This window comes from Pseudoalteromonas holothuriae (assembly GCF_945859825.1).
GTDB classification, from domain to species: domain Bacteria; phylum Pseudomonadota; class Gammaproteobacteria; order Enterobacterales; family Alteromonadaceae; genus Pseudoalteromonas; species Pseudoalteromonas holothuriae.
This window is the reverse complement of sequence record NZ_CAMAPC010000001.1, coordinates 285,570-310,129: the sequence shown is the minus strand read 5'-3', so window position 1 is coordinate 310,129 and position 24,560 is coordinate 285,570. Positions and strand designations below refer to the sequence as shown.

Genomic DNA, 24,560 nt, shown 5'->3' with positions numbered 1-24,560 from the left:
GGTTACTCTGCTAACGGTAATTTAAATTTTGCTAAACGATTGCGAGGAAGAGCGGATAAGTCAACCAATTGACCATCCAGTTCTACATCAACAACTTGATGTTTACCCAACACCACTGAAAAAGGTGCTTTTCCCTGTACTGTCATGGTATAACCGGCTTTTTTTACCCCAAATGCAACTCGCTGTTCGGTTGCATCAAAAATCTCAACCCAGCTATCATCACTAAAACGCATAATAATAATACTTAAAGATGCATCTTTTTTATTTGCTATTGACTGAGGGGTTAAGTTCTCTACTTTTGGCTGCACATCCACTTGCTCAATAACAGGGGAGTCATCCAAAAGTGTTGTTTGAAGACTTACCTCTGTATTATCTTTATCTAATATATTTATGGTGTTAATAACAGAACTTTGCGCAACTGCATCAGGGTTTTCTTTGACTGTTTCGATATTTTTCTCAATTACAGTTTGCTGCTCAACTGATTCAGATACTGTTGCTTCAGGAGCTGTTTGTCCCTTAGTATCTATTGGTTCATCGCTGGTTTGCCAATACCAAATGCCTGAAGAGCCAAGTACCAGCGCTAAAATTAAATAGCTAAAAACCATTAAACGATTATCACTGGCTTCTTTTTCTGTACGACGAGAAAAACTTTGCATTTTTTTAGTTGCTTCTGGCGCTTTGGGCGCATCCATCAGATCAAGCAAATGATGCGCATCTAAACCAAGTAAACTACTATAACTTTTGATATAACCACGAGTAAAAGTCACTGGCCCTAAGTCTTGATATTCATCTTGTTCTAACTTAGATATTTGCACTGTTGTTAACTTCAAACGCTGCGCCACATCTTCAACACTTAATCCAGCTGAGACTCTAGCTGTATGAAGCGATTGCCCTATAGTAGGCTTTTGTTCTTCCATTTCGATGTTTTCTTGTTTCATAAAACGTAACTATCAGGGTCCACTATCAATAATCCATGACCTTCTTTTAAGGCCACATCCGGTGTTAAATCATTCCATCGCATTAAATCATCGATCAGCAATCCATGTTGAGTCGCTATTTTGAACAAAGTATCACCCGCTTTTATGGCATGGATGATGGAGGGGTTATTAAGATAAATATTTTGACCAGCCACCACTTTATCTGATTCGCTTAAATTATTCCAACGCAGTAAATCAACCAGCTTGATATCATATTTCACTGATAAACTAAATATATTCTCACCCATTCCCATTATATGAAACGGCACTTCAGGGGCACGTATTTTTTCATTTATCAACCGCATGCTGTGCGTATTCATTTTAGAAACATCGTGTGTTTTCACAACAGTTCCTGAGTTAGGTTCAAATCGCACATCATTTGGATTAGGTTCATAAAAACGAACAACACCTGTTGTTGTATTATTGCTCGTAAGAGCGCTTGACGTCGATACCTCATTGACTTGCTTTGTTGTTTGCGAAGCAGTCTCTTCAACCTGTTCGCTCGCTATAGTAGTTTCATTGCCTGAATGCGCAGTGAACTTAGCCTTATTACTACGTAAAGACTGGCTACTACTGGGCACACTCTGCGCACCTAAATCATTTACTATTTTACGCTTAATTTTTATCTTTGGTTGATGTGACACACGCGATGGTGATTTCTGCGTTATTTTTTTTAGTTGAGCAATACGATACTGCTCTTTTAACCGAACAAACTCGCTGTTTTTTGTGTTTTCATTCAACAAAGCTCTTGCTTGGGACGACTCAGGGTAAGTTTGAATTAATAGGTCTGCAATTTCTTGCGCCTTTTGTAAATGCCCCATACTAACATGTACTAAATATTGTAACTGCATACTGCGCGGCGAAATAAACCCTTTATCTGAATAATTTGCTAATACACCTTTAGCTTGGTGCAAGTCACTTTTGGCGTAAAACAAGGCTGCTAAGCCAATCAAAGCTGACTGGCTACGACCATCATGTGCGATGGCGCTATTTAAATAATCTTCAGCTGTAGAGAAGTTATCTTGTTTAATTTCGCATAACGCTAAGTTTTCGTAACTGCGAGATACACCTAAGTAACTCGGTACGTCTATGGCCTTAAAGAACTGCTCACTCGCAACTTTATATTTGCCAATTCGGCACAAAAATGTGCCGTAATTATTTAACGTATTTGGATCATGTGGGTTAAGATGCAATGCTTTTTGATAAGCTTTTTCTGCTCGCTCCTCTTCGCCTACCAACTCATAATAATAGGCTAAGGAGTAATGACCTTGAGGTAACTCAGGTGCTAATTGTAATGCTTTTTCTAAATTATACTTGGCTTGACTATTATTGCCTGCTCTTAAATATTGCAATGCCAATGTAATACGAGTTTTTGCCGCTTCTTGATTATTAACTTCATTTCTGACATTTGGTTTATTGCGGGTAACAGAGCTTGTCTCAGTCACACACCCAGCTAAAAAACTCACAGCGACAAGAGAAATAAAACAAGCACGCATGCACAACCCTTTATGTAATAACATTGAGTCCTTATACTACCTAAAAGTCCTTATGATTCATCTATTTTTTACTATAAGAACGGATTTAAAGTGCAATCTGCTATGTTATTACAGCACTAACCCAGCATTAGCTTGGGTTGACCTGCACTGCAATGGCATTATCGTCACGTTGCTGCTTTTTAGCCAGACGCTTTGTTCTATCCACAACATCGCCTACTAACTGGCCACATGCCGCATCAATATCGTCTCCACGTGTACGGCGCACAATACAGGTTAAACCTGCCGCTTGCAGCACTTTTGAGAACCTGTCTATACGACTGTTGCTAGAACGGCCATATTCGTTACCAGGAAACGGGTTAAATGGAATAAGGTTAATCTTAGATGGCGTGCCTTTTAACACTTTTACCAATTCATGCGCTTGATCAGTGCTGTCGTTCACACCTTGCAACATGACATACTCTATGGTGACATCTTTGTTCGCTTTTGAGCCATCGATATAACGACGACATGCTGCCAAGAATTCTTCAATTGGGTACTTTTTGTTAATTGGTACAAGTACATCACGCAAGTCATTATTTGGCGCATGCAAAGAGATAGCTAAGGCAACATCAATTTTTTCTTTCAAGATATCAAGCGCGGGTACTACACCTGAGGTACTCAACGTCACACGGCGTTTAGACAAACCAAATGCCCAATCATCCATCATCAGTTCCATCGCAGGGACAACATTATTGAGATTTAAAAGTGGCTCACCCATACCCATCATAACAACATTAGTTACTGGGCGCTTAGTGCTATCACCATCGTGTAGGCCAATGTCTTTGGCAACACGCCAAACCTGACCAATGATCTCAGACACTTTTAAATTACGGTTAAAGCCTTGCTGTGCTGTTGAGCAAAAAGTACACTCCAACGCACAACCTACTTGTGACGACACACATAATGTTGCACGGTCTTTTTCTGGGATCCAAACAGTCTCAACTTCTTGTCCACCATCAAGTAATAATGCGTACTTTATGGTGCCATCGCTGGCAACCTGCTTCACTGAAATCTCAGGCGCTACAATTTCACATTCCGCCGCTAACTTAGCTTTGAGCTTTTTATTAACGTTACTCATTTGCTCAAAATCGTCGATACCAAAATGATAGATCCATTTCATCACTTGATCAGCACGGAACGGCTTCTCACCGTAAGAAGCAAATAACTCACGCATTCCTTCTCGGTTTAAATCAAGTAAATTAATCTTTTTTTCAGTACTGGCCATGAAACAACCTCAATTCAAGTGACGGTATAACAATAGTAAGCTAGCCGCGCATTGTACAAAAAACACGCAGATATAACAATCTTAACGCTTGTGTTTTGCTAAATGCTCAAAATGCTACTCACTAAACCTTTAGCAAAACACAACAGGGATGAAAAAAGGGCCCAAAAGCCCTTCTTTCATGCACACAAACTCAAAATTAACGAGTACGTGGGCAAAGCTCTTCTTCTGCGAAGAAGTAAGCAATTTCGCGCGCAGCTGATTCAGGTGCATCTGAACCGTGTACCGCGTTTTCATCAATGCTGTCTGCATAGTCAGCACGTAAAGTACCAGCTAGTGCTTCTGCAGGGTTAGTTGCCCCCATGATTTCACGGTTTTTAAGTACTGCGTTCTCACCTTCAAGTACCTGAACCATTACAGGACCTGAAGTCATGAAAGACACTAAAGCACCAAAGAATGGACGCTCTTTGTGTTCAGCGTAGAAGCCTTCTGCTTTCTCTTGAGAAAGGTGAACCATCTTAGAAGCAACGATCTTAAGACCAGCTGATTCGAAACGGTTATAGATTGCACCAATGTGGTTTTTAGCTACCGCATCAGGCTTGATAATTGAAAAAGTACGCTCTAAAGCCATCTTCTTTGCTCCAAAATAGTTTGTGATTATTGACGGGCGCGAATTATACGCGTTTTAGCTGCAAAAACCTACTACATTTGCTTGTTAAGTTGCAAGGTTTATACGCCAGCGAAGATGATCTCTAGCAAAACAATTTATGATCTACATCAAAACCGCTATTTAGCATTTTACTTATACTGCGCCGTTTTTAGATTTTGAGTCAATTTTGACCCCAACAGCTGGCTTGCACCCAGTTCAATGATGAGGTTTTACCATGTTTATACCTGAGCTCCTTTCGCCTGCGGGTAGTTTAAAGAATATGCGTTACGCTTTTGCGTACGGTGCTGATGCAGTTTATGCTGGACAACCTCGCTATAGTTTACGCGTACGTAACAATGAATTTGATTTAGATAATCTCGCGCTAGGTATCAATGAAGCCCACCAACAAAATAAAAAGCTCTATGTAGTATCGAATATTGCGCCACACAATAAAAAAGTAAATACATATTTACGAGATATTGAACCTGTGATTGCCATGAGACCGGATGCATTGATCATGTCAGATCCTGGTTTAATTATGTTAGTGCGAGATAAGTGGCCAGATATGCCCATACACTTATCAGTACAAGCCAATGCGGTAAATTTCGCAAGCGTACAATTTTGGGCTAAACAAGGGATTGAGCGAGTGATTTTATCTCGCGAGTTGTCACTGGAAGAAATTGCTGAAATTCGTACTCTGTGCCCACAAACTGAATTAGAAGTATTTGTGCATGGTGCGCTGTGTATGGCGTATTCGGGCCGCTGTTTGCTGTCGGGTTATATCAATAAACGCGATCCAAACCAAGGTACTTGTACCAATGCCTGTCGTTGGGAATATGACGTTAAGTTAGGTAAAGAAACGCAAACGGGCGACGTAGTTCATAAAATCGACCCTAAGTCAGTGATCCCTACTTTGGGTGAAGGCCAACCTTCTTCAGAAGTATTTATGCTTGAAGAGCAAGGTCGGCCCGGTGAATATATGCCCGCTTTTGAAGATGAACACGGCACTTATATCATGAACTCTAAAGACTTGCGTGCCGTACAATATGTAGAGCAGCTCACAAAAATGGGAGTGCATAGTTTAAAAATAGAAGGCCGTACAAAATCATTTTATTATGTCGCGCGCACCGCTCAAGTGTATCGTAAAGCCATTGATGACGCAGTAGCTGGCAAACCATTTGATCCTAACCTGATGCGTACGCTAGAGAACCTAGCACACCGTGGTTACACCGAAGGTTTTTTAAAGCGCCATGCACACCAAGATTATCAAAACTATGAATACGGTCACTCGGTATCTGACAAGCAACAGTTTGTAGGAGAAATACTCGGGCGTCATGATAATGGCTTGGTAGAAATTGATGTTAAAAATAAATTCTGTACCGGCCACAGCCTAGAACTTATGACACCACAAGGTAATATTGCGTTTAAACTTGAGCGCATGGAAAACAAAAAAGGTGAACGTATTGACGATGCAAAAGGCTCTGGTCATATCGTAAAAATTCCTTTGCCTGAAGATATCAACCTTGATCATGCAATACTTTTGCGCAACCTAGATCATAATCAAGATACGCGCAATCCATTTAAAAAGGTCTAACCATGGCCTTGATGATTAACAGCAAATGCATCAACTGCGACATGTGTGATCCAGAATGCCCCAATCAAGCAATTTATTTTGGTAAGAAAATCTACGAGATAGACCCAGATAAATGTACTGAATGCGTAGGCCATTATGATAAGCCGACATGTGTTAGTGTCTGCCCAATTGACTGTATTAAGCCAGACCCAAATCACAAGGAAGACTTAGACACATTGGCTGAAAAGTATTTACGTTTGACCAGACAAATCTAACCCATAAAGCTGAACTAGCTTTGTTACAAGCTAGCTCAGATTTTCCGGTAATGTTTAAGCGAAAGCACTTACACCTACAGGTTTGAGTTAAAACTTATACTCAATACCTAAACCTAGGTAATCACGCTCAACTTGATTGTCACCGTCAAACGTTGAGTAGAAGCCATATAATTTTGTGGCTTTGTTAAGCTTATGGTCGATGCCAATTGATACACCATCTAGCTTGTCACCTTGGTCAAAATCGATGACTTGGTATTGTGCTTTGAGTGTATTTGCACCAAAGCTGTATGCAGCGTTTAGCATATAACCATCCGCTTCTTCTGAACCATCCACTTTTTCTTGGGTTTGGAACATGGCACCAAGTTTAAAGTCAGCAACTTTACCTTGCACGGCAAAACGAACGGCGTCACGTCCATTCACTTCACTATCGACTGCAACGGCTGCATAAATAGCACTTTTATTTAACTTACTATCACCGTAAGTCAATGCAGTTGAGTAGCCGTTTTCACCGTCTTTGTTATCTTCAGCAATAAAAGTCCCCAGAAACTTAAAGCCATTAAAGCTGGTAGATTTGTACGAAATTGAGTTACCTAGACGGTTTTCGCCTTTAAATAGGTTTTTAATATCACCTTCTAAATCATTAAATAGGTCAAGTTTGCCTTGAGATTGTTTATAAGCCGTATCATTTCTACCAATCACAACCTCACCAAAATTGCCTTTAATACCAACATATTGGTTACGCGCGGTAATATTATCTTTACCATTTTTTGAGTCGGCGTCAGACACATCCACCTGAAACTCTAGTTTATAGATAACCTCTAAACCACCTTCTAACTTTTCTGCGCCTTTAAAGCCAAGGCGCGACGCATTACTTTTTATTTCAGTGGCAGAGCCTTCACCATCATCACTAGATTGCAGTGAAACGTTCGCCTTACCATACACTGACACATCCGCGTAGGCATTTAATGAAAGTGCACTCAATACAGAGAACAAAAGTGCAGAATTAGTTAGTTTCATGTGTATTTCCTCAATATCGCAACACGTAAGTTTTTTAAACATGCGCAGTGTGCCAGCGCTTAATGACAAAAATATTACACTCAAGTAATTTAAGTAATAAAAAAGACTTAAAAGTGAAATCTTTTAGAAGCATTTAAAAATAAGTCTTTAAATATAACACCTTAAAAACATTACCCAAAATAAAAACATGTCACAAATAAAACATCAAAATGACATCATGCAAGTGATTCAAGTAATTTTGTAATGGTTTCTATCTGCTCTTTTTGCTCGTTATCTTTGTGATATGCAATAAATATTTCTCTTGATACCTGTTCAACACAGTTTATATGAAACAACTTGCCCTGCTCTATCATGTCATGTGCTAATGCGTGTGGAATAAAAGCGCTGCCGCCACATTGCATGATTAAATCAAGTGCAATTCGCCCTGTACTGGTTCTAAAATAAGGCGGGGTGCTACCAGAGAACTGTTTGGCATGCCAAAGTGAAAAAGCCGTTCCCCAATCCACATATACATACTGGTTATTAAAAAATGCCAAGGCATCTTCACATTCAAACGTACTGACTGGAATAATAGCCAGATCACGAATAGACTTTACAACCAATTCATCGACTTTGGGGGGATCAAACAACACAGCTAAGTCCAAAGTACGTTCAAGCAACAACCTAGTACTTTCTTGCTGCGCTTTCACTTCTGCCACCAACGAAACCCCGGGCATAGCGGCAACTATATTATTAATACCAAATTGCAAAAATGCATCCCAAATATTAGGGGTACCAGATAACGCTAATTGCTTATGCATATTGCTTGCTAAAGCCACATCTACTTTGGCTCGCTGCATCCCTGTTAATATCATGGTTGCATGGGGTAATAAGCGCTCTCCTGGGGCCGTTAACTGGATATTATTGCGCTGTCGAATAAATAAATTAACCCCTAAACTCTGCTCTAGTTGGCGAATTCTAAAACTGACAGCGGACTGAGTAATATATAAATTTTCAGCCGCACGACCAAAATGGCGGGTTTTAACCACTTCCACAAAAGTCTTTAAAAGATCTATGTCCACTTTTGCTCCTTACGATAAAAAAAATTTGTTTAAAAAAAACACAATCTTGTTCCATACTCCATCCAATATCAATGTGAGGATTGAGTTATGGATCAGAATCTAATTAACTTACGTAACGCTTTTGTAAGCCCCCGCGCCTTTTACGATGACGCAAACTTCCCCAGAGGCTTTAGCCGAAGCGGGCACTTTACACTCTTAGAAGCACAGGTCCTAGAGCAACATGGCGTGCTTCTTAAAAGCTTATACAATAAACAAAGCGAACCACAAAATAGTTTTCAACTTCAGTTCGTTAATGTGATGGAGCAAGGAGTGCCTTCGAGCAATGTTATTGAGCGTACTTGGACCAAATATCTCAAACTCACAACCTGTAAGAACAAGTTTCATACCTTGTTTGGCCGCTCAAGATCAGTACCTGATTCATATGCTCCTCTATATAGTAGCGCTGATGACGATCTTTAATACCCAAGGGTGTCAATTCTAGGCACCCATATTTCTTCATTTCACTTAACCCATAACGTATCGTATATGTTCAGAATGGTCTAAACTTAACAAGCTAACTAATCTCAGCTCTGGATAAGCGAATTTGCCTACTATCTACGTTGCTTTTACTTGCAATAGCCAGCTATTACTGCACAAAAGCGCCTTGATATTGACCAAAATATCATCATTGGATGATAAATATATGGGTTATTACGTATTTACTATTTAAAAACTTTTATCCAAACCTGAGGTTAACTACTTTGTAGGATTGCATTTGTTAGCAGATCAGTTTAAAACTTACATGTGCGAAGAATTATAACAAGGCGGGAATAGTGACCCATCGAATACTTATCATTGAAGATACTCCTGCAATTGCTCGCGTGCAAAAACACATTGCCATTTCATGTGGGTATGAAGCTCACGTAGCACAATCACTTGAACAAGCAGAAGCACTAATCAATAAACATCAGTACTTTTGCGCAGTTGTAGACTTTATTTTACCTGATGCACCAAATGGTGAAGCAATACCCGTTACCATCAAAGCCGAAATTCCCACCATTGTAATGACTGGAAATATTGACAATCAGACAAGGGAAACGGTAGATAAGTACCCTGTTATTGACTATATAACGAAAGAGAATAAACAAGCTTACCACTATCTAAAAAAGCAACTAGCTCGCTTACCTCGTAATGAAGATGTAAAAGTGCTTGTAGTTGAAGACTCTCGCCACGCCAGAATGTATATCAGTAGCCTACTCTACAGACATAAATACCAAGTGTTAGAAGCTGTTGATGGTGTTGATGCCTTAGAAGTATTACAGCAAAATCCAGATGTTTCGGTCATTATCGCTGACAATGAGATGCCAAGAATGAATGGCGACGAACTATGCGCTGAAATTCGTCGTTTATACAGCAATGAAGATAAAGTGATCATTGGCGTGTCAGGTTCGAACTCTCCGCATTTGTCGGCCCGATTTTTAAAAAGCGGTGCTAATGATTACTTACGAAAACCATTTAATGCGGAAGAGTTTTATTGTCGGTTGAGTTTAAACGTCGATATGCTTGATCACATTGCAACCATTAGACTTCAAGCAAATACCGACTACTTGACCAAACTGCCAAATCGTAGATACTTTTTTGGACAAGCAAATCAAGCACAAAAAATACGCACGGTAAAACAACAAATTAGCCAAGTGGCAATGATAGATATCGATCACTTTAAGCGTATAAATGATGACCATGGTCATGATGCAGGCGATGATGTACTGGTAGCCATTGCAAAAACTTTTGATAAATTTTTTGCCAATGAGTTAGTCGCACGTTTAGGAGGCGAAGAGTTTGTTATTTATTTTCTACATAACAGCTCTGAAGAAAACCTTGAGTCTCTGAAGAAGTTTAGACAATATATAGAGCTCAATAGCTCGTCTTTTACTCCTCATAAGATACCCTTTACCATTTCCATTGGACTTGTATCTAAACATGAACCTATAATTGACGAATTATTAAAGGAGGCCGACAAAAAACTATATGAGGCAAAAGAACTAGGCAGAAACAAAGTCGTTTCCTAGCTACTTTTACCTATCAGCACTTTACCTATCAGCACTTTACCTATCAGCACTTTGCATATTAGCTTTGCTGCAGTGCTTTTTTCTGCTTTCGCGCCTTGCGTGCCCATTGATAAGAGTCCCAACTAAACAATGCCAGTGCCCCCCAAATGAATGCAAAAGTAACAATACGTTGAGCAGAGAACTCTTCACCATAAAACACGACCGCTAGCACAAACATCAAGCTAGGACCAATATATTGAAAAAAGCCTAAGGTTGAGTATGGTATACGCTTAGCTGCGGCAGTAAAACATAATAATGGTAACGTCGTAACAATACCGGCACTAATTAGCAGGATATTAACTGCATTACTATTTACTGTTAAATCTGAGGTAGCTGTCGGTGAAGCAAAAAACCAATAAGCGACTGCAAATGGTAATAAAATAGCGGCCTCTAGCAGCAAACCAGGCAAAGATTCAACGGGTACTTTTTTACGAATTAAACCATACACCGCAAAAGAACACGCCAATGCAAAAGCAACCACAGGGAAAGATCCAAAACTCACCACTTGAATCACTACCCCAACAACCGCTAAACCGACAGCTACTAATTGCCACTTTCTCAGTCGTTCAGCTAAAAAGAGCATACCCAACAAAACATTCAATAACGGATTAATATAATAACCAAGGCTCGCATCTAGCATATGCCCATTATTCACAGCCCAAATGAACAGTCCCCAATTAAAGCCCAGAAGACAAGCACTGATACACAACATAATCATTAGTTTTGGTTTCTTAACAATATGTTGTACTTTATGCCACTGCTTGAGCAACACAATGATGATAGCAATAAACAACGCAGACCATATTACGCGATGAACCAAAATCTCCACTGCACCAATAAAGTCAATTTGCTTAAAATAAATAGGTGCTAAGCCCCACATTAAGAACGCTAAAATCGCAAAATAATAGCCTTTTTGCGTTGCACTTTCTTGGCTCATATCATCCCCTCAATAATTAAGGGCGCATTATACCTGTTTTATATACCGTTATTAGTCAATTTAAGGTAAGGGTTTTGTTAATGCGATAAAGTGCATTAGAGAAAGAGACTGAATAACTTTAAAGTAAAAAGCACTAAAGCCCCTTAAGTTATTAAGTCGTGTTTATCGTTGAGGTATTAGCTTTGTTTAACATTAAACTAAGTTCAATTACCCCACTAAATATGTCCCTGTCCCAAAAGCAATCTGTAAATTTTGCTCATTATGCAACTCCATTCGACACACACATACTTTGTTACCAGATCGGATCAATGTTGCGCTGGCAATAAAACTCTCACCTCGCCCTGGGCGTAAAAAATCAGTACGAATATCGATTGTGCCCAATGTGGCTAACTTATGAGGTACATTGCATAGTTCCTCGTCTGGTAACTTGTTGATAATAGAGGCAGCAGCGAGCATACCTCCCACATTATCTAGTACAGCTGAAATAACTCCACCATGTAAAATCTTTTGTGTTGGGTTACCTATAAATTCATCTTTCCATGGCAGCTCAATCATTGCACACTTCGCATTTAACGTGTGTATTGAAATTCCTAATAATCGATTAAACGGCATTTGTTCAACAAAAATGTTGCCCACTTGATTAATTAATAATGATCTATCCATACTTTGCTCACAAAACTCATCAGACCAGTAAAAGTTATGCTTTAATCGCATATTTTGCAAGCGCTAAAAGTTACAGACAAGTGAAGTAAAAACCTCTAAAATGCTCGGCGATGGAAAACCTAGCGCTTAGTTCAAAACAAACCAATACACACACTGTGCTCAAAGAAATCTTTGGCTACAGTGAGTTCCGTGATGGCCAAAATGCCGTGATCAACGCGGTGCTTGAAGCAAAAGACGCCTTAGTATTGCTCCCTACAGGCGGCGGGAAATCACTTTGTTATCAAATTCCCGCATTAACCTTACCTGGACTCACCGTGGTGATATCACCACTCATTTCGTTAATGCAAGATCAAGTTGCACAGCTACAGGCACTAGATATAAAGGCTGAATTTGTCAATAACAGCCTTACTTTTGAGCAACAGCAAAATATTTATCAGCGTCTGCACCAAGGTGATATAAAGTTACTTTACGTGGCCCCTGAAAAAGTGCTTCAGTACGAATTTAAAGAGCGTTTGAGGCACTTGAACATTAGCTTATTTGCGATTGATGAAGCCCATTGTGTGTCTCATTGGGGTCATGACTTTAGGCCACATTACTGTCGTTTAAGCGAACTAAAACAACACTTCCCTGTTGTTCCGATGATGGCACTAACTGCCACCGCAGATACAGCTACTCGCAGAGACATTGTTCAACAGCTTGGTCTAAACCAGCCGTACATTCACACAGGCAGCTTTGACAGGCCAAATATTCGCTACACCATCGAAGAAAAATTTAAACCTCTTTCACAACTAATGCGCTACCTTAAAACTCAAAAAGGACAAAGTGGCATTATTTATTGTACTAGCCGCAAGCGCGTAGATGATATATCGCAAAAGCTTGCCGATGCGGGTTTTAATGCAGCAGCCTATCATGCAGGAATGAGTAACGAGCAACGCCAGTTTGTACAAACTGCGTTTTCCAGAGATGATATTCATATTGTTGTCGCAACCGTTGCTTTTGGCATGGGTATAAACAAATCAAATGTGCGTTTTGTATTGCATTACGATATCCCAAAAAGTATTGAGGCCTACTACCAAGAAACTGGACGTGCTGGCAGAGATGGACTGGCAGCAGAAGCCATTATGTACTTTGACCCTGCTGATATTGGTCGTGTTAAACGCTTTTTTGAAGATATTGAAGATGAGCACCGACGCCGTGTAGAAGAACAACGCTTTAATGCCATGGCCAGTTTTGCCGAAGCGCAAACTTGTCGTCGGCAAATTTTACTCAATTATTTTAGTGAATATCAAAGAGAACCATGTGGTAACTGTGATATTTGCCTTAACCCACCAAAGCGTTTTGATGGCACATTAGTAGCGCAACAAGCGCTATCTTGCGTCTATCGTGCAGAGCAACGTTTTGGGTTGGGATATATTGTTGATGTGCTACGTGGTGCCAATACGAGTCGTATCCGCGATAACCAGCACCACGCGTTAAGTACTTATGGTATCGGAAAACAACATAGTAATGAGTACTGGCTCAGTGTTCTTCGCCAGCTCATTCACCACGGTTTGCTAAATCAAGACATTACTCAAGGTGCAAGCTTACACCTCACTGAAGCTGCAAGAGCCGTATTAAAAGGTGAATATTCATTACAGTTAGCTGAGCCAAGACTGCAAGCTAAGCACATTTATCAAGATAAACTGGCGCAATTTAATTATGATAAAAAGCTGTTTGCTAAACTACGTAGTTTGCGAAAACAGCTAGCAGATGAAGATGATGTGCCACCATACGTGGTATTTAACGACAAAACACTCGCAGAAATGGCACAGATTATGCCGACCAACGATAGCGAGTTTTTAAAAGTTTCAGGCGTAGGATTTACCAAACTAAGTAAATATGGTGCACCATTTATGCAACTAATCCGCAACTACCTTGCTGCAAGCTAATCATTAGAGAGTATATATGAGCCACATTGAACTTGATTCAGAACACCAAGTTTTAATTATCACGCCAAGTTGCCTGCCTGCTGCTGATGAATTTGAGCTTTGGGGAGAAATATTTTTACACAACTCAAAGCATATCCAAATGCTCGAATTCTCTCAAGGCGTTGACCGTCACCAATGGCGCTTTAGCTATACACAACACAATTTTAATTTAAACTTTGAACACTACAGCGATAGTATTTGGATTGCGCCTGAAGGTGCTGACTCACTCTCCAACTTAATTAATTTAGCACAATTATTTCTATCAAATTCTTAATTATCAAATAGACTTACAGATAAAGGTTTAGCTATAGTAACAAATTCATAAGACTAAATAACTCTTTGGGAGCTGCAAATGAAAGCACTGACATGCAATCTATTTATTGTCATTATCAGCACCCTAACAAGCACCTATACCTGTGCGAATAATATTGGTGAAATGACACAAAGCTGCTCTAACCAGCGACCTGCCGAGGCACTTAATAACAACTTGAATAGGCAATTAGATACAGCGCCTAAGTTACCCGATGAAGGTGATGAAAAACGTATAACACGTATTAGCTTTCACCAACTTAATGTATTTGATACCAGTTTACCCGAAGAGAATAATGCTTTGTTTCGCTTCGCCAATCGTGCGCATATCACCACCAAACCAGAAGTATTACGTAGCATTTTACTGTTTAAAGAAGGCGAATCGTACTCCCAAAAAAGACTGGTTGAGTCTGAGCGTTTACTAAGAAATCAGAGCTTTTTGTATGATGCTCGTGTATTTGCCGAAGAAGACTGCCATGGCGACATAGAAGTAAATGTGGTAACCCGTGACCTGTGGACTTTGTTACCTGAATTAAGTTTTAGCCGCAGTGGTGGCGAAAACTCATCTCGAATAGGTTTTAGAGAAACAAATTTATTAGGCTGGGGTAAGCGTTTATCTCTTACACAAACAAAAGACAAAGACCGCTCTGGTTACTTGTTTGTATACGACGACCCGCACATTTTATCAACACGCTATCGCGGTCGAATTGAGTATGCCGACAACAGTGATGGTAAACGTCACTATATCGGTGTGCATTACCCTTTCTTTTCCACAGAGACGCCATATAGTTACGGTATTTCAGATTTCAACAATCGCCGAATTGAGTCTTTATACCAAGCAGGCGAAGAAGTCTCTGAATATGAGCATTATAGTAAAATATCAGACGTATATCTTGGTGCGGCTAAGCAGTTAGCAAATGACTGGACACAACGCTTAAGTATTGGCTTTCGAAATCATGAGGATACCTTTAAGGCAACCAATGCTTCGCGCCTGCCAATAGCCCAAAATAGAAGGCTAACTTATCCATATATTCAAGCGCACTGGTTTGAAGATAACTATATAAAGGTAAGAAATTTTGACTCTATCTATCGTACCGAGGATCTGAATTTAGGGTGGAATATCAACGCCTCTATTGGCTATTCTGACAATCAACTTAGTGATGATCAAAACCATTTTATTTATAATTTTACCGTAGAAAAAGCCCACTATACTTCAAAACGTAGCCTCTGGCGCAGCGCTTTAGCACTCAATGGGCAATGGAATAGCGAACAAAACCGTGCCCGCAACATGATTTCTCAAGCGAGTTTTGAATACTACTTTAATAGCAGTTTATACCAATCGTGGTATGCCAAAGTACAGCTGAGATTTGCAAAAAACCTCACTGAAGATCTGCAATTAACACTTGGAGGTGAAACAGGCCTGCGAGGTTATCCAATAAAATACCAACATGGTAGTAAAAGTGTGTTAGTTAATTTAGAAAAACGATACTACTGGGAGTATGACCTATTGCAACTGTTTAAAGTTGGTGGCGCGGTATTTTTTGATATCGGCCGCGTACGCGGCAATACCTTAGTCGATAGCGACCCTAATTATCTCAAAAATGTGGGGATGGGTCTTCGTCTAGCTCCAAGTAGAGCCAATGCTGGGTTAGTGCTTCACCTCGATGTTGCAGCACCACTAAATGGACCCAATAACATTGATGGCGTACAATGGTTGTTTACTGTTAAGAATCGCTTTTAAGAACCTCAACGCTATGATATAAACATGCCAACCCATGCTATGAGATAAATTATCTTGCTTTACCTTACAGATATACTGAGCGAACAATATCGTGTTGTCATCACTATTTTTGTCGTGCTACTTTTTCCTATTCTATTTAAATTAAGCAGACGCCTGTTAGATAAAGTCACACAAGGGAAAATCGACACCCATCGCCAACTTAGAGCTGAATTATTACTAAAGATGATCACCGCAATGCTGCTATTGTGTTTATTGCTGGTGTTTTGGGGAATAGAACTCAAAGGCTTATTAGTGCTTGGTTCCTCCCTATTTGCCATGCTTGGTGTCGCATTATTTGCAGGTTGGTCTTTGTTAAGTAATCTCACCTCATTTTTATTAATGTTTATACAAAACTATTGTCGCGTTGGTAACTGGGTACGCATTATTGATGGCGCAAACCATGTTGAAGGCTGTATCGTTGAAATGGGGCTGATGAATGTCGTGCTAAGAAATTTAGAGGGGCATCGCGTTATTTATCCTAATAACTTGTTTGTCACTCGCCCAGTATTAGTATTGTGTGATGAGCCAAAAAAACCTAAAACTCCCACAACCAAGCGAGTTTTAGGTCCAAAATAATAAATAGTGATGAGTAAAACAGTTAATTATTTAACTCAACACTATTGTCATTAGAATAGTTATTTTCACTTAACTCATCAATAAACGACTCTACTTGCTGCCCAACAATGCTATTTGCATGAGCAAAATACGCTAAATGAAATACCGCATCACCTTCATTAACTAATGGCATTGTTTGTTGACCAATGACAATGCCACTTCTCGGAGCAAGCAACGCAAGTTCATTATTACCTAGTGGGTTATCAATGTAAGCAAGCACTTGGCCTTTACTTACTCGTTCTCCTAAATTAACTTGCGCACGCACAATACCATCAACTTCAGCCCTAACCCAGCTAGTAGAGGCAGCAATCACTGCTTCAGGACCTTTTTTACGTCGCCGCCCTTTTAACATTCTCAACTTTTTAAGTACGTTTTCCACACCTTGTAAACCCGCTGCTATTGCTAATGGATCAAAACGCAACGCTTCGCCCGCCTCGTAAGTAATAACGGGAATATTGCGACTGCTTGCTTCACTGCGCAATGAGCCATTACGCAAAGAAGCATCAATAACAACAGGCGTGCCAAAGGCATGCGCAATTTCAGCGGTTTCAGGGCATGATAAATCAGCTCGAATCTGTGGCAAGTTTGAGCGATGAATTGCTCCGGTATGCAAATCTATAATATGCGTACATAGACTTGCCACTTGAGAGAAAAACATATGTGCCATTCTTGCCCCTAATGAACCGCGAACAGAGCCCGGAAAACAGCGGTTCAAATCACGCCTATCGGGCAAATAACGTGATTTTTGTACAAAACCAAACACGTTTACTACCGGAACTGCGATTAAAGTACCTTTAAGTTCTTGTACATCAACTTTAGCCAACAATTGGCGAACAACTTCAACGCCATTAAGTTCATCACCATGGATAGCGGCACAAACCAATACAACAGGACCTGCCTCTAATCCATTGACCACTTCAATCGGAATAGTCAACGGTGTGTGGGTATATAGCTTAGCTATCTCTAATGACAACGTTTTTCGCTCACCTACCCCAATGGTCGTATCTAACAAAGTAAAGGGTCTATTTATTTTAGCCTTTGCCACGAGTTGCGGTCCTTTTTGAAGCTGCATTTTTTTCAATAAACTCAATGATCATACCAGCAATATCTTTGCCTGTTGCTTTTTCAATACCTTCAAGTCCTGGAGAAGAGTTTACTTCCATCACCAATGGACCACGGCTTGAACGCAGCAAATCAACCCCGGCCACATTAAGGCCCATTGCTTTAGCGGCCGCCACGGCTGTTTTGCGCTCTTCTGGTGTGATGCGTACTAAACTCGCACTGCCTCCTCGGTGCAAGTTAGAGCGAAACTCTCCTTCTTGCGCTTGACGCTTCATTGCAGCGATAACCTTATCACCGATAACAAAGCAACGAATATCCGCACCGCCCGCTTCTTTAATATACTCTTGCACCATAATATTGGCTTTGAGTCCCATAAACGCTTCGATAACACTTTCTGCGGCTTTACGTGTTTCAGCCAATACCACACCAATACCCTGCGTCCCTTCTAGCAACTTAATTACCACAGGGGCTCCGCCAACCATCTCAAGTAAGTCTTTAACATCATCGGGTTTACTCGCAAACCCTGTTGTGGGCATACCTACACCCTTTCGAGATAATAATTGTAGTGATCTTAATTTATCTCTAGAGCGTGAAATAGCAACAGATTCATTCAGTGGATATACACCCATCATTTCAAACTGACGTAAGACTGAGCAACCATAAAAAGTAACAGATGCACCAATACGCGGGATCACCGCTTCAACATTAACGACTTTATCACCTTTAAAATGTACTTCTGGCTCTTGAGAGTTAATGTTCATATAACAACGTAGCGCATCTAATACTAAAATTTCGTGCCCGCGCTGTGTTGCCGCTTCAATTAAGCGACGCGTTGAGTAAAGTTGTTTGTTGCGTGATAAAATCGCTATCTTCATTGTTATTCCATTTCTTTAGTTAAGTACGAAGCGCTTGGGTCAACAACAATCCGTCCTGCCATCGCTGTGCGTCCTAATAACATTCTAAATTTCATGTTATCGCGGTTTGTCAGTGTTAATTCAATCGGCCAACTTTGCCCGCCAATTGTTACATTACTCTCTATAACATAGCGCATTTCTTTATGACCACCAGAGTCTGTAACTTGCCTTTCATCTTTTATTGGTGCTTCACAACAAATTTCTATGTCTGCACGCTCTTGCTCTGGGTGCAACCAAAACCTCACCCATGCTTGACCATGATTATCATACGTTTCAACTTTAAAAGCATGTAAACAAGAGGTACGTGCCCCTGTATCAACTTTGGCTTTAATACGCATAATCCCCAGCTCAGGCAAGGATAACCATTCACGCCAACCAACATGTATCATGTTCGACATACTCGCTCCTTAAAAACCTGTTTTATACAGCAATATTCAGCATATAACAGTGAATATTATTTATCCAAACAATTAAAAAATTACATTGAAGTATCAAGCATTTTGTACAACCATGATGAAAACACCTAAAAGGAAGATAAAGATGAATTCGGGTTTAGTTCATGCGGTACAATTAGATGGCTTAGGTGGCGCACAAACACTGTCTGATCTTGATAAAGTGACCCAATTACAATCACAAGACAAACTAATTTGGTTGCACTTTGATTATAGTCATGACGAAACAATTGAGTGGTTAAAGAGTCAGCACTTTATTGAGGAGTGGGAATGGCAGGCAATGACAATGGATGCCACTCGCCCTCGTGTGGCACCTGCTGAAAGTGGCTTGTTGCTTTTTTTGCGTGGTGTAAATTTAAACCCTCAACAAAGTCCTGAAGATATGGTTTCTATACGCTGTTTTGTGAATGAGCACATCTTAATAACCTGTAGAAAACGTCAATTAATGTCAGCGCAAGATATACTCGCGTCTCTAAAAGCGGGGAAAGGCCCAAAGAACATCGCCGACTTATTAAGTACTTTGGTACAACGTCTCACTGCTAGGATGCAAGATGTGATCTACCAAATTGATGAGCAGCTAGACGCCTTTGAAGATACTTTAGATAATCAAGAGGAACATATTGATGCTAATTTACTCTCTACAACCCGTCGACAAACTATTGCGCTAAAACGTTATTTAAAACCACAAAAAGTGGCCATTAGCGAATTGTTAGAATATCAGCCTGATTGGCTGAACGATACTGCAGCGCGAAAATTAAACGAGGCCGATAATGCACTAAGTCGTTATGTTGAGGAGTTAGAATCAGCCATTGAACGTGCCCAGGTCATTCAACACAGTTTATCAAACCAACTGAGTGAACAGTTAAATCAGCGTATGTATGTGATGTCAGTAGTAGCGGCATTGTTTTTGCCATTAGGGTTTTTAACTGGCCTTCTGGGCGTTAACATTGGCGGGATACCCGGTACAGAATCACCTTATGCATTTGCACTATTTGTAACTACATTATGCTTATTAACGGGCAGCATCGGCTATTATTTTAGAAGAAAGCACTGGTTATAAATGGCAATTATATTTGGTAGGCACTGGCGCTCTCGGCGGGGATCGAACCTGCAACTTAGCTTCCGGAGAGCTACGTGATATCCATTTCACCACGAGAGCGCGTCAGTGGCGATAATGATAATGGTATAGTAAAAAAAATACTAGCATTTGTGTGCTATATGGTTAATAAACCACCTGAAATTCAAAAAAATACTATACAAAACACAAAAAACACGATATTTAACTATGCTTATTGATACAGATGCTTAAAATGAGTACTGTAATCGGCTATGGCAATGCAACTGTCGCACTACTTTAACTAAAAAGCGTCGCTGCAATTTTATACCCCAAGAGGATTTTTAATTATGACCCCGATGACCACAGAGCAAGTCGCTGAATTTTTAGGTGTTAAGGTAGAGCGTGTAAAACGACTTGCCAGAGAAAACCTGCTAGTTGCAAAAGACCAAGACCCTCAAGGTCAACCAATTTTTGATAAATCAGATGTTGAAAAGTATAAAGAATTAGCTCAACGTTTGGGTGGTATCTGAGACACCCATTGAGTTAATTGATGTCGCAAAGGAATTACCAAATCTTGGTAACCTCTGTGTTCGTACCACTGAATGCTCAAAAGTAAATAGCCAATCTGATACGCTGCAAGTTTATTGTAAGCGTATCTGGGCACTGGCTGACTCTGTAACTCAAAATAACGTGCCAGCATCGCGTTGCGTTGTTCTTCTGTAAGTTTAAAACTACTACTTAACGCAGCCAAATCAAAATAAATATCATTGTAGGCTGCATATTCAAAATCTATAATTTTAATATTTTGCTGATTATAAATGATGTTTTCTAACACCAGATCGTTATGACACAGCCCTATTGAAATAGGTAAAACTTCTAATGTAGTTATACACCAAGCTAATGCGTTTTTTATAGGCGATGCTAGGTTGTTGTCTAATGCTTTAAGCAGTGTAACCATACACAATGTAGGTAAGTGCACACTGGGCTTAAAGTGGTGAATAAACTGCACAGTTTTAATTAAATTATCACCTAATTGAGCCGGTGAATCCTTTCCTGGAATAAAAGAAAACACCGCAATACGTTGAGTTTCACACCAGGCGTGTACCTCAGACGTAAGATCATTATATTTTGCTAACTGCTGCTGCGTTTGTAATGTAGCCACAGGTAAGTCGGTTCGATAGCTTTTTAACAGCAAAGTGCCAATAGAGGAATCAATCCAATAGTTATCATTGCTCAACCCCTTGTTTAATGGCTTAAGTTGATAGACAACAATCTCTGGCAGCAGTTTACATAACTTTGCGTAAGCCTTTTTATTATCTAATTTACAACTGAGCAAGCGTTTTTCCCTTTTTTACCTCGTAGCTTTCATACCAATATTTGTAACCAACAAATGCCATCAGCGTGTACAAAACAGCTAAAGCGAGTGTTGGGTAGTAGCCTTTCATAAAATATAAATACATCGGCGCAACATTAATAACAATCCAATAAAGCCAATTTTCAAGCACCTTTTTTACCACTAGATAAGTCACAATAACGGCAAAACACAAAGTAAAACTCTCAAAATAACTGAGTACAATATAATTAGAATAAATACTTGCAACTGCACCCAAAAGAAAAGCAATTAGTGAGGTAAGTGCGATAATACACATATGTACTCTAACGGGCCAAGATGTGATTGATAATGGCTGATTTATTGAACCTTGACGCCATGACCACATACCAATAACGGCCATAATCACATAATAAAAATTCAGTAGTGATTCAACCCATAACTGACCTTGCCAATACATAAGGGCATACATTAATGCACTCACAAACCCTGCGTACCAGCACCATTGGTTTTCTCTCACCGCCAAAAGTACATATACACAACCTAATAGCACAGCGATATATTCCCAATACACAAGGGTTGTTAACTCACTTAAATACGATTGTGTTGAATCTAGCATCAAAGAGACAAGTCACCACAAATAAATTTACACACAAACACGATTTTCCCATACTGTTCAAAAGAACGTTTCATATGTTTTTGCAACAAATCCATCACTACATCATAATCACCAAAAACCTGCGTAGACATGCCATTAGATTGAACTTTCAGTTCTGGGTGCTGATTAAGTCGCTCAATAAAATCCTTAATGAACGGTATATACTCTTCATGCAAAGGATACTTGCTTATTTCTATAGATAATTTCATTTAGACTCACTCATTGTCATAACCTACAAAACACACCGAACAAATCGCTTTGCAGGTTCATGAATTATGCGATGTATTTAAATTTTTACTCTCATCAATTAAGGTACGAGGCGTGTAATTTATCCAGTCTTGTTGATAAATTATTTTCCCTTGCTCATTAAATTGTAGTTTGATTAAAAAACGCCACGGCCCCAATTCCATACCAGAATATGAAAAACGGTGAAACTGACCAGTAAAAATAACCACACGCTGTTGTGTATCTATAATTTTTTGCGAAACGCAAAACAATGCTTTACCTTCAAGCACTTCAACTTTGTTATTTGGCCAATCATAAAACTTTGCAATGGCTTTTTTATCAGCGGCCACATGCCCATAAATCATATCTTCAAGTTGAGCATTAGGCGCATAAAATGTAAGCAATCGCTCAAAGTCTTGACGCTTTTGAAACACCTCAATATATTGCGCAACAACCGTCGCCAATGGCATTGCTTGAGGTGTTGCTTTACAACCACTCAATACGACAGCTAAAAATATTAAGCAGCTTTTCATTATGCGCACTCGATTTATCTGTCCATACTTGCAGGTGGGTTGTTTACGTGCCAACAACCGCTAAGGGTTTAGCAAACTGCCATGCACCACGGGTAAAATCTGGAATATCTACAACAGCACTGCGATTTGCAACCGAGTGAGCTGATAAAGGAGAGATCACTGACCATGCCGCGCCATCGTAAACATCCTGATCAAGCGGCTCACCATGGCGTAAACAATAGATCATGCGCCAAAACATCAAAAAGTCCATACCACCATGTCCCCCATTGCGCTGAGCCTCACTTCCCATTTGCAACCAAAGTGGGTGATCATATTTTTTATACCAGCTTTGCATGTCATAATCCCATTCATGAAAACTCTTCTCGCTGTCTTTTTCCAAAGCAATACGATTAGGGAACCCGGCAAATACACCGTTAGTGCCTTGAATTAGATTATGCCTAGAGTAAGGCCTAGGTGTTGTTGTGTCATGCTGCACCATAATACTACGCCCAAGCACAGTTTTAATCATGGTGGTGTTCATATCACCCGCTATATAGTTTGCTTGATTACGTTGGTGCTGCGGATCAAATTCTTGTTTAGCATAAGCTGCACGCCCTAAAGCTGGTGAACTCATAGAAGTTAAATAGTCAAAGCGGTCACCCCGGTTTATATTCATATACTGAGATACAGGGCCAAGTCCATGAGTTGGATATAAATTACCATTGCGCTTGCTATGCCAATCGGTTCGCCAAGAACCGGTCTTATGATCAACTTCTTTCATCTGCCAGCGCAATTCGTGAATATATGCAGCTTCGCCATGTAATAGTTCACCAAAGACACCTTGGCGGACCATATTCAGCACCATTAATTCATCGCGCCCATAGTTAACATTTTCCATCATCATACAATGGCGCTGAGTACGTTCCGCCGTATTAACAATATCCCACATCTGTTCAACCGTCAGGGCCAAAGGCACCTCAACAAATGCGTGTTTATTGCTATTCATGGTATCTATAGCCATCGGCGCATGCCACTTCCAAGGCGTAGAGATAATCACAATATCAATATCATCTCGCGCTAACATATCTTGATATGCCAATTCAGTGCCTGAGTACATGCTAGGCTTTTCTAGCCCTTGCTCTGTCAAATAATTAACGGCCCTGTTGAGTACCTCATCATGGGTATCACAGATAGCCATAATGCGCGTGCCCTCTAACTGGCTCATACGCTTTACATGCCCATAACCACGTTGACCTACACCAATAAAGCCAACTCGCACAACCTCTAGTTTTTCACTCACCAACCCCATAACCGACTTGCCTTGGCGTGCTGGTGTCATTATATTAGGCTCATTCAAAGCACAACCAGATAGTGTCGTCGCCATTGCTGTAGCGCCTACCGTGCCAGCCGCCTTAAGAAAGTCGCGACGATTCATTTTTGTCATTATGATTGTTCCTTAAAAGATACTTCATCTTGCAAGCTACCTTATCCTTACAATAATACAAAATGAATGCGACTAAATTTCACTCAGTGTATTTAGCTACAAGCAAAGTCAAAGACTGAAAAAAGACTGCATAAAGAATAAATGTACAATACTGCGGCACTATAAAAAAGATAAAATTAACGATAAGATTTTATCAAAATGAGTAAGTTACTTTTATGCTGTGGACTGTGGTTTGATAA

At 40.0% G+C, this 24,560-nt stretch carries 26 protein-coding genes and 1 tRNA gene; 10 read left to right on the top strand and 17 right to left on the bottom strand.

The window, feature by feature from the left end; all coding sequences use genetic code 11:
- Positions 1–2 precede the first annotated feature (2 nt).
- The 4 genes from OCI93_RS01390 to ndk all read right to left on the bottom strand — a co-directional run bounded on the left by OCI93_RS01390 (position 3) and on the right by ndk (position 4,365).
- Complete coding sequence (locus tag OCI93_RS01390) at positions 3–938, bottom strand: RodZ domain-containing protein (protein WP_261625602.1); 936 nt, start codon at positions 936–938, stop codon at positions 3–5.
- Positions 935–2,473: a type IV pilus biogenesis/stability protein PilW gene (pilW, locus tag OCI93_RS01385; protein ID WP_261625601.1), complete on the bottom strand. Its 1,539-nt coding sequence runs from the start codon at positions 2,471–2,473 to the stop codon at positions 935–937. The genes OCI93_RS01390 and pilW overlap by 4 nt, the downstream gene beginning before the upstream one ends.
- A gap of 127 nt (positions 2,474–2,600) precedes the next feature.
- Positions 2,601–3,737, bottom strand: coding sequence for a dual-specificity RNA methyltransferase RlmN (gene rlmN, locus OCI93_RS01380; RefSeq protein WP_261591592.1), 1,137 nt, complete (start codon positions 3,735–3,737; stop codon positions 2,601–2,603).
- Between the two features lie 196 nt (positions 3,738–3,933).
- Positions 3,934–4,365, bottom strand: coding sequence for a nucleoside-diphosphate kinase (gene ndk / locus OCI93_RS01375; RefSeq protein WP_010364190.1), 432 nt, complete (start codon positions 4,363–4,365; stop codon positions 3,934–3,936).
- 253 nt (positions 4,366–4,618) lie between these two features.
- Between ndk and trhP the strand changes: the two genes are divergently transcribed.
- Both trhP and OCI93_RS01365 read left to right on the top strand, forming a co-directional pair.
- On the top strand, positions 4,619–5,977 hold the full coding sequence (gene trhP / locus OCI93_RS01370; protein ID WP_261625600.1) for a prephenate-dependent tRNA uridine(34) hydroxylase TrhP: 1,359 nt from the start codon (positions 4,619–4,621) through the stop codon (positions 5,975–5,977).
- Positions 5,978–5,979: 2 nt separating this feature from the next.
- Positions 5,980–6,231, top strand: coding sequence for a YfhL family 4Fe-4S dicluster ferredoxin (locus OCI93_RS01365; RefSeq protein ID WP_261625599.1), 252 nt, complete (start codon positions 5,980–5,982; stop codon positions 6,229–6,231).
- An 87-nt stretch (positions 6,232–6,318) separates the two neighbouring features.
- On the opposite strand, the gene OCI93_RS01360 is transcribed toward OCI93_RS01365, so the two are convergent.
- Positions 6,319–7,248 carry a porin gene (locus OCI93_RS01360; RefSeq protein WP_261591589.1) on the bottom strand — a complete coding sequence of 310 codons (930 nt, stop codon included), beginning with the start codon at positions 7,246–7,248 and terminating at the stop codon, positions 6,319–6,321.
- A 215-nt stretch (positions 7,249–7,463) separates the two neighbouring features.
- Positions 7,464–8,309 carry a LysR family transcriptional regulator gene (locus tag OCI93_RS01355; RefSeq protein ID WP_261591587.1) on the bottom strand — a complete coding sequence of 282 codons (846 nt, stop codon included), beginning with the start codon at positions 8,307–8,309 and terminating at the stop codon, positions 7,464–7,466.
- 87 nt (positions 8,310–8,396) lie between these two features.
- Here OCI93_RS01355 and OCI93_RS01350 point away from each other — a divergent pair, with 87 nt between their 5' ends.
- Together OCI93_RS01350 and OCI93_RS01345 are read left to right on the top strand one after the other, a co-directional pair.
- Positions 8,397–8,768 carry a MaoP family protein gene (locus OCI93_RS01350; protein WP_261625598.1) on the top strand — a complete coding sequence of 124 codons (372 nt, stop codon included), beginning with the start codon at positions 8,397–8,399 and terminating at the stop codon, positions 8,766–8,768.
- A 353-nt stretch (positions 8,769–9,121) separates the two neighbouring features.
- Complete coding sequence (locus OCI93_RS01345; RefSeq protein ID WP_261591584.1) at positions 9,122–10,357, top strand: GGDEF domain-containing response regulator; 1,236 nt, start codon at positions 9,122–9,124, stop codon at positions 10,355–10,357.
- A 58-nt stretch (positions 10,358–10,415) separates the two neighbouring features.
- On the opposite strand, the gene rarD is transcribed toward OCI93_RS01345, so the two are convergent.
- Together rarD and OCI93_RS01335 are read right to left on the bottom strand one after the other, a co-directional pair.
- Entirely contained in the window at positions 10,416–11,333 is a 918-nt protein-coding gene (rarD, locus tag OCI93_RS01340; protein ID WP_261591583.1) for an EamA family transporter RarD, read from the bottom strand.
- 207 nt (positions 11,334–11,540) lie between these two features.
- Positions 11,541–11,996, bottom strand: a complete 456-nt coding sequence (locus OCI93_RS01335) for a thioesterase family protein (RefSeq protein WP_261591582.1) — start codon at positions 11,994–11,996, stop codon at positions 11,541–11,543.
- Positions 11,997–12,106: 110 nt separating this feature from the next.
- Between OCI93_RS01335 and recQ the strand changes: the two genes are divergently transcribed.
- The 4 genes from recQ to OCI93_RS01315 all read left to right on the top strand — a co-directional run bounded on the left by recQ (position 12,107) and on the right by OCI93_RS01315 (position 16,628).
- Positions 12,107–13,924: a DNA helicase RecQ gene (gene recQ / locus OCI93_RS01330; protein ID WP_261591581.1), complete on the top strand. Its 1,818-nt coding sequence runs from the start codon at positions 12,107–12,109 to the stop codon at positions 13,922–13,924.
- A gap of 16 nt (positions 13,925–13,940) precedes the next feature.
- Entirely contained in the window at positions 13,941–14,237 is a 297-nt protein-coding gene (locus tag OCI93_RS01325; protein WP_261591580.1) for a DUF3630 family protein, read from the top strand.
- A gap of 78 nt (positions 14,238–14,315) precedes the next feature.
- Complete coding sequence (locus OCI93_RS01320) at positions 14,316–16,013, top strand: BamA/TamA family outer membrane protein (protein ID WP_410007607.1); 1,698 nt, start codon at positions 14,316–14,318, stop codon at positions 16,011–16,013.
- Positions 16,014–16,061: 48 nt separating this feature from the next.
- Complete coding sequence (locus tag OCI93_RS01315; protein WP_261591852.1) at positions 16,062–16,628, top strand: mechanosensitive ion channel family protein; 567 nt, start codon at positions 16,062–16,064, stop codon at positions 16,626–16,628.
- A 22-nt stretch (positions 16,629–16,650) separates the two neighbouring features.
- On the opposite strand, the gene OCI93_RS01310 is transcribed toward OCI93_RS01315, so the two are convergent.
- From OCI93_RS01310 to OCI93_RS01300, 3 genes are read right to left on the bottom strand one after another with little or no spacing between them, the layout of a single operon-like run.
- Positions 16,651–17,712: a succinylglutamate desuccinylase/aspartoacylase family protein gene (locus OCI93_RS01310; protein ID WP_261591579.1), complete on the bottom strand. Its 1,062-nt coding sequence runs from the start codon at positions 17,710–17,712 to the stop codon at positions 16,651–16,653.
- Positions 17,699–18,604 carry a 30S ribosomal protein S6--L-glutamate ligase gene (gene rimK, locus OCI93_RS01305; RefSeq protein ID WP_261591578.1) on the bottom strand — a complete coding sequence of 302 codons (906 nt, stop codon included), beginning with the start codon at positions 18,602–18,604 and terminating at the stop codon, positions 17,699–17,701. Before rimK ends, OCI93_RS01310 begins: the two co-directional genes overlap by 14 nt.
- A gap of 2 nt (positions 18,605–18,606) precedes the next feature.
- On the bottom strand, positions 18,607–19,041 hold the full coding sequence (locus OCI93_RS01300) for an ATP-dependent zinc protease family protein (protein ID WP_261591577.1): 435 nt from the start codon (positions 19,039–19,041) through the stop codon (positions 18,607–18,609).
- 142 nt (positions 19,042–19,183) lie between these two features.
- Between OCI93_RS01300 and OCI93_RS01295 the strand changes: the two genes are divergently transcribed.
- Positions 19,184–20,155 (top strand): zinc transporter ZntB, encoded by a 972-nt coding sequence (locus OCI93_RS01295; protein ID WP_261591576.1) that lies wholly within the window; start codon positions 19,184–19,186, stop codon positions 20,153–20,155.
- Positions 20,156–20,179: 24 nt separating this feature from the next.
- Here the strand turns inward: OCI93_RS01295 and OCI93_RS01290 are convergent.
- A tRNA-Arg gene (locus tag OCI93_RS01290) sits at positions 20,180–20,254 on the bottom strand.
- Positions 20,255–20,499: 245 nt separating this feature from the next.
- Here OCI93_RS01290 and OCI93_RS01285 point away from each other — a divergent pair.
- Entirely contained in the window at positions 20,500–20,682 is a 183-nt protein-coding gene (locus tag OCI93_RS01285; protein WP_261591575.1) for a helix-turn-helix domain-containing protein, read from the top strand.
- Here OCI93_RS01285 and OCI93_RS01280 read toward each other — a convergent pair.
- The 5 genes from OCI93_RS01280 to OCI93_RS01260 are packed head-to-tail and all read right to left on the bottom strand — an operon-like array spanning position 20,661 to position 24,321.
- The gene (locus OCI93_RS01280) at positions 20,661–21,488 is read right to left on the bottom strand and encodes an aminoglycoside phosphotransferase family protein (RefSeq protein ID WP_261591574.1); all 828 of its coding nucleotides are present in this window, start codon (positions 21,486–21,488) and stop codon (positions 20,661–20,663) included. The two genes, OCI93_RS01285 and OCI93_RS01280, sit on opposite strands and share 22 nt — an antisense overlap.
- Positions 21,475–22,101: a nicotinamide riboside transporter PnuC gene (pnuC, locus tag OCI93_RS01275; protein WP_261591573.1), complete on the bottom strand. Its 627-nt coding sequence runs from the start codon at positions 22,099–22,101 to the stop codon at positions 21,475–21,477. Before pnuC ends, OCI93_RS01280 begins: the two co-directional genes overlap by 14 nt.
- Complete coding sequence (locus OCI93_RS01270; protein WP_261625597.1) at positions 22,101–22,349, bottom strand: YkoF family thiamine/hydroxymethylpyrimidine-binding protein; 249 nt, start codon at positions 22,347–22,349, stop codon at positions 22,101–22,103. The genes pnuC and OCI93_RS01270 overlap by 1 nt, the downstream gene beginning before the upstream one ends.
- 57 nt (positions 22,350–22,406) lie before the next feature.
- Positions 22,407–22,898: a nuclear transport factor 2 family protein gene (locus OCI93_RS01265; RefSeq protein ID WP_261591571.1), complete on the bottom strand. Its 492-nt coding sequence runs from the start codon at positions 22,896–22,898 to the stop codon at positions 22,407–22,409.
- Between the two features lie 43 nt (positions 22,899–22,941).
- On the bottom strand, positions 22,942–24,321 hold the full coding sequence (locus OCI93_RS01260; protein ID WP_261625596.1) for a Gfo/Idh/MocA family oxidoreductase: 1,380 nt from the start codon (positions 24,319–24,321) through the stop codon (positions 22,942–22,944).
- Between the last annotated feature and the right edge of the window lie 239 nt (positions 24,322–24,560).